Source organism: Streptomyces sp. AK010, from assembly GCF_014207295.1.
Classification (GTDB): domain Bacteria; phylum Actinomycetota; class Actinomycetes; order Streptomycetales; family Streptomycetaceae; genus Streptomyces; species Streptomyces massasporeus.
Genome location: NZ_JACHCX010000053.1, coordinates 1 through 4,649, shown reverse-complemented (window position 1 = coordinate 4,649; position 4,649 = coordinate 1). Strand labels below are relative to the sequence as shown.

Genomic DNA, 4,649 nt, shown 5'->3' with positions numbered 1-4,649 from the left:
AACGAACTGAACGTCCGAACCCTCCCTCGGCGACACCGACACCATGCCTGATCAGCGGAAACTCAACGATCGCGTCCGGAAAGACAACGGCTTCTCACGGATCTGCGCGGACCTGGACACCCAGCTGACCGCGTTCCGCGGCCGGCCCCTGGACCACACCCGCTTCCCCTACGTCTACCTCGATGCGACCTACTGCAAGGCACGGGTCGCGCACCAGATCGTCTCGCGGACCGTGGCGATCGCCACCGGCATCACCGAGACGGCGGCCGCGAGGTGCTGGGAGTGATGGTCGGCGACAGCGAGAGGTGTTCTGGACCCAGTTCCTGCGCCACCTGCGCGAACGCGGCCTGGACGATGTCCGGCTCGTGCTCGGCGACCACCACTCGGGCCTGGTCAAGGCGATCCGCAAGGTCATGATCGGCGCGGCCTACCAGCGCTGCCGGGTTCATTTCCTGCGCAACGTCTTCGGCGTGATCCCGAAGGACGCCACGGAAATGGACGATTGGTCGCTCAGTCTCTTGGCCGGTTGCATCCACCGGCTGTGATCTGGGCTGTTACATCTCGGCCCGGTCGTCATCTTGGCCCCGGTGCTTTCACCTGTTGAGCGACACATCCATCCGGCGTGGAACAGCTGGCAGGCTGTGCCCATGGACATCGAGGCGCTGAGCGCCGATGACTACAACGAGCTCAGTGCCGATACCCACACGCCACCCAAGCCCAGCCCCGCCGACCTTGAGCCCTTCACCAGGAAGGGCAGCGGGACCTGGGGCCAACAGGCCGTGCCCGCCTGCGTCCAGTCCACCGCGAACCGTTCGGCCGCCCCGGCCGTCGTCCCCCGTCTCTTCCGGTCCGCTCGCCAGCGGCAGCGCCCCCAGTACCCGCCGCCCGCATTCGCTCCCCAGCGCAATGGGCCGCCAGGTACCCGAACAGAGAACCCCCGCCGGGGCCAGCGGGGTTCTGCAGCGCGTCTTCTGTCACGCCGCTGTCACGAGCCCCAAGGACGCTCCCACGTCACAGTGCTCTGACCTGGACTTAAGCGCTCGCACTGGACCAACTGGACGCCCCAGGACGACTTCTACGACATGTGCCATGTGGTACCCAGTGAGGGACCCAAGATCAGGACGGGAGCGTCTTCTGGCCCGTCAAAGCGGTATTGCAGGGTGTTCGGTGGTGTCTCGCTCACCCGTCTGAGCCTCTCATCTGTCACGACAGCCCCTATAAGCGGGGTCTTGGCTATAGCTGTTTGACCAGGTGGAAGACCTCCCGAGCAGCGTAGCGTTTGAGGCAACGGACGATTTCGCGCCGGGTCTTGCCCTCCTTGATCCGGCGCTCGTAGTAGTCCTGAGTGCGCGGGTCGACCCGCAGGCGGGTGAACACGATGCGATGGAGCGCGGCATTTGCCTGACGATCGCCACCACGATTGAGGCGACGGAACTGCCGGCGTCCCGAGGAACGCTCGACAGGACTGACCCCGCACAGGGCGGCGAAGGACGCCTCACTGTCCAGGCGTTCCGGGTTGTCCCCCACCGTGATCAGCAAGGCGACGGCCGTGTCCGGACCGACCCCCACCACGTCGAGCAGCTGCGGGGCGTGGCATTTCACGAGCCTGGCAAGACGAGCCTCCACGTCCCGGATCTCCTCGGAGAGCTGGCCGATCCGGCGCGCCAGCAGGCCCAGCGTGATCCGGGTGGCCTGCACCACCGACTCCGCGCCGACCTCCTCGCGACCATGCGTATCGGTGAACTGTGCGCAGGTACGGAAGAGTTGGGCATTGCCCAGTAAGGCCAGCTCCTCCCGCAAGACGGGATCCGCAGTGACGAGTACGCCCTTGAGCTGATTGATGGCCTGCGTGCGGGCTTTCACGGCCGACACTTTCGTGAGTTTGTACATTCTCGCGATCTGCACCGGCCCGTCGCCCGCTTTGGCCCGGGCACGGGCCCGCCCGCTCAACACGGCTCGCGCCGCGTTCTGGGCATCGAGCGGATCCGATTTACCGCGCCGCCGACGATCCGCCCGGTCCATCCAGTTCACGTCGAACACGTGCACGCCCTGGCCGGGGTTCGACGTAATTCGGAGCCCCTGGAGCCACGGCACGCCTTCTGGCCTGCGGTTTCACCTTCTCGGCTGCCGCAGGTCGTTGCTCTAGGCGCTCGCGTTTCCGCAGGTGGCGAGGCTCTCCGGTGCGGTCTCCGAGGGCCTGGCCGCCCGTCGCCTCCAAGCCGCCCCGTGATCGACGATAGAGCGTCGATCACGGACCTCGCCCTGAGGTCGTCAACTTGCCCCGCTTCAGAATGGTTTGCGCCCTCCATTCTTCGGCCCATTGTCGGGCCGCCGGCCCGATCGGCCAGGTCGCTAACCTGCCCGTGTCTCTATGCCTAGAGACACGGGCGATTCAAGCCGCAGGTGGAGAGTCTGCAGGTCAGCTGGCACTTCCCGCCTCCAGGTGAGACGAATTACGTCGAACGCGGGCCTGGGCCAGCAGATAGCGGGACAGGGACGCCCCATAGGAGCCGGTCCCCTCCACGCCGGCCCGCCCCACGCTTCCCCACTTCCTCGCCCACTTCAGCAGATCGCGGTATCCAGCCGCGGTGGCCGGGAACTCGTCAGTGGCGAGCACCGCCCCCGCCAAGGAGAGCACCGCAGCCACATGGGCATCCCGGTGCGTGTCCACACCCAGCACCACCTCCCCCACAGGGCGACGGCGAGCCCGCGCAACAGGCGTCGTTCCGGGCAGTGTCGAACTGCACATGCCCGTTCCCCTTCCCGTCCGATGGCGTATCGCGTTACCGGTACCGGGCCGCATTGGACGGTCAGAATCGTGAGGACGCCACAGCTATCGACAGGCCCCTATCGGGACACACCCCGCCAGCCCGGCACCGGCAACGCACCGTCCCCGACCAACAGCCGACACCGTGTGATCGAGACACTTCGGTCAGAAATATCATGAGTCAGGCCATGGGCCCGGGACAGCACCCACCCATCCTCCCGCCCCCATCTCGCTATCGCCCGGGAACCGCAGGACATGCTCAATCCCCTGCATGCAACACCCCGAACCTGATCCCGGCCGAGCACAACAGCACACGAAGGCGAGCGGCACGATCAGGTGTCGCCAGGGGCAAGACCTGGGACCTACCTCGTCGCCACCTTCCGAGCGCCCGTCTGGGAGACCTCAGCCCCGGCAAAATGGCCCTCTACCAGAACGGCACCCTCATCGGAATCGCCACCAACCTCAACCCCCAATGTGGCTCCTCCTCCCTGCCTCTCACTCCGGGCTCAGCTCGTCGGACCCATCAGGAACGGGAGCCCTTTATCGTCCGCGGCATCATCGACGCCCGAGCCACAGCCCGGCAGCACGGTCCCCGTTCCGGCCCGCGACTTGCCAGCACCGAGGTCGGGCACGGGAGTCAGCCACCCCCGAAGGCCGGTGTGGCTGCTGATTCCACATGATGAGTCATCGGGAAGATGTCGGCTTCGGCGAAGTTCGTTGGGGCACAGGTCAGAGCCCATTTCACGGCCCGCAGTACAACGAGCGTCATGAGCAACAGCCCCCTCGCCGAGGGATACAGACGAGGCTGCCTCAACCCGTCCACGGCGGTTCTCCCGCCTGGGCCGGCCTGGGCACCGGAATGCACAGCACCGGCTCCGGCAGCATCCACGTCACAGGCACCGGTCTTTCTGCCGAGCCCTGGGGTGCCGTTCTTCTGCCGTCGCCTCCCGAATAAGGGATAGGGGTAGGCGGTGATCATCCATATGGGTTAATTCAGGCGCCTGGCCTGCCGCCCGGGAATCGGTTCGGTCACCGTGGAGGCATGGACGCCCCGCAGACAGGTTCGGGCAGTTCCAGGCCCGGGATGGTGCTGCGGTGGGCTCGGGCAGTGGGACTGGTGGGGGATGAGGTTGAGCAGCGGCGACTTGCCGCGATGAGGTTGGAGGCACTCGCTGAATGGGCTCTGCCGCGGGCCGGCGCCCAGGACGTGGCGCTGACGGCCCAGTGGGCGGTGTTCATCTGCTGGGTGGACGACCTGATCGACCGGCGAGGCATGGGGGTGGTCACCGGGGAGGTGGAGGAGTTGACTGCTCCTTTGCGTGAAATCCTGACCGCCGGCGGTGGTCTGATGTCCGCGGCAACGGCCCCGTATGCCGCAGTGCTGAGAGGGCTGTGGGAGCGCACGGCCGAGGGGATGTCCGCCCAGTGGAGGGAGCGTTTCACCGCGGATTACACCGACTTCTTGGATGCGACCGAGGAGGAAGTGGCCCTGCGCCGCCACGGTGTCCGACTGTCCCTTGAGCCGTATGTGCGGTTGCGCCGCCGAACGATCACCCTGCTTCCGCTTCTCGATGTGCTGGAACGCACCGGCAATGCTCCGCTGGTGGAGTGTCCGCAGGTCAGTGCCCGACTGGGCGAGCTACGGCAGGCGTTGGCCGATGTGGCGGGATGGGCGAATGATCTGGCCTCGGCGGCCGACGACGCGGCTGCCGGTCAGGACAATCTGGTGACAGTTCTCGCCCGGCAGGACGGCTGCTCCCTGCCTGCGGCCCGTGCACGGGCCGCTGTGTCGGCGTACACGTGAACGTCCCCACCCGCGTACGGATGAAAAGGGACAGTTGTTGATGCGGTGAGTCCTGCTGCTCGGCACTCTGCTGCTCGT

Annotated in this window: 3 protein-coding genes and 2 pseudogenes; 2 read left to right on the top strand and 3 right to left on the bottom strand. The window is 66.6% G+C overall.

The annotated features are described in order from the left end of the window. Nucleotides 1-55: 55 nt before the first annotated feature. Nucleotides 56-497, top strand: a pseudogene (locus HDC93_RS37445) (transposase); the annotation flags it as partial. Nucleotides 498-1,081: 584 nt separating this feature from the next. On the opposite strand, the pseudogene HDC93_RS39885 reads toward HDC93_RS37445, so the two are convergent. From HDC93_RS39885 to HDC93_RS37435, 3 genes and pseudogenes are all read right to left on the bottom strand, one after another. Further along, nucleotides 1,082-1,207, bottom strand: a pseudogene (locus HDC93_RS39885) (3-oxoadipate enol-lactone hydrolase); the annotation flags it as partial. A gap of 26 nt (nt 1,208-1,233) precedes the next feature. Further along, the gene (locus HDC93_RS37440) at nt 1,234-2,040 is read right to left on the bottom strand and encodes a transposase (protein WP_311774741.1); all 807 of its coding nucleotides are present in this window, start codon (nt 2,038-2,040) and stop codon (nt 1,234-1,236) included. 379 nt (nt 2,041-2,419) lie between these two features. Further along, nucleotides 2,420-2,671, bottom strand: a complete 252-nt coding sequence (locus HDC93_RS37435) for a transposase (RefSeq protein WP_311774740.1) — start codon at nt 2,669-2,671, stop codon at nt 2,420-2,422. A gap of 1,138 nt (nt 2,672-3,809) precedes the next feature. Here HDC93_RS37435 and HDC93_RS37430 point away from each other — a divergent pair. Next, nucleotides 3,810-4,571, top strand: a complete 762-nt coding sequence (locus HDC93_RS37430) for a terpene synthase family protein (RefSeq protein ID WP_185015222.1) — start codon at nt 3,810-3,812, stop codon at nt 4,569-4,571. Nucleotides 4,572-4,649 lie beyond the last annotated feature (78 nt).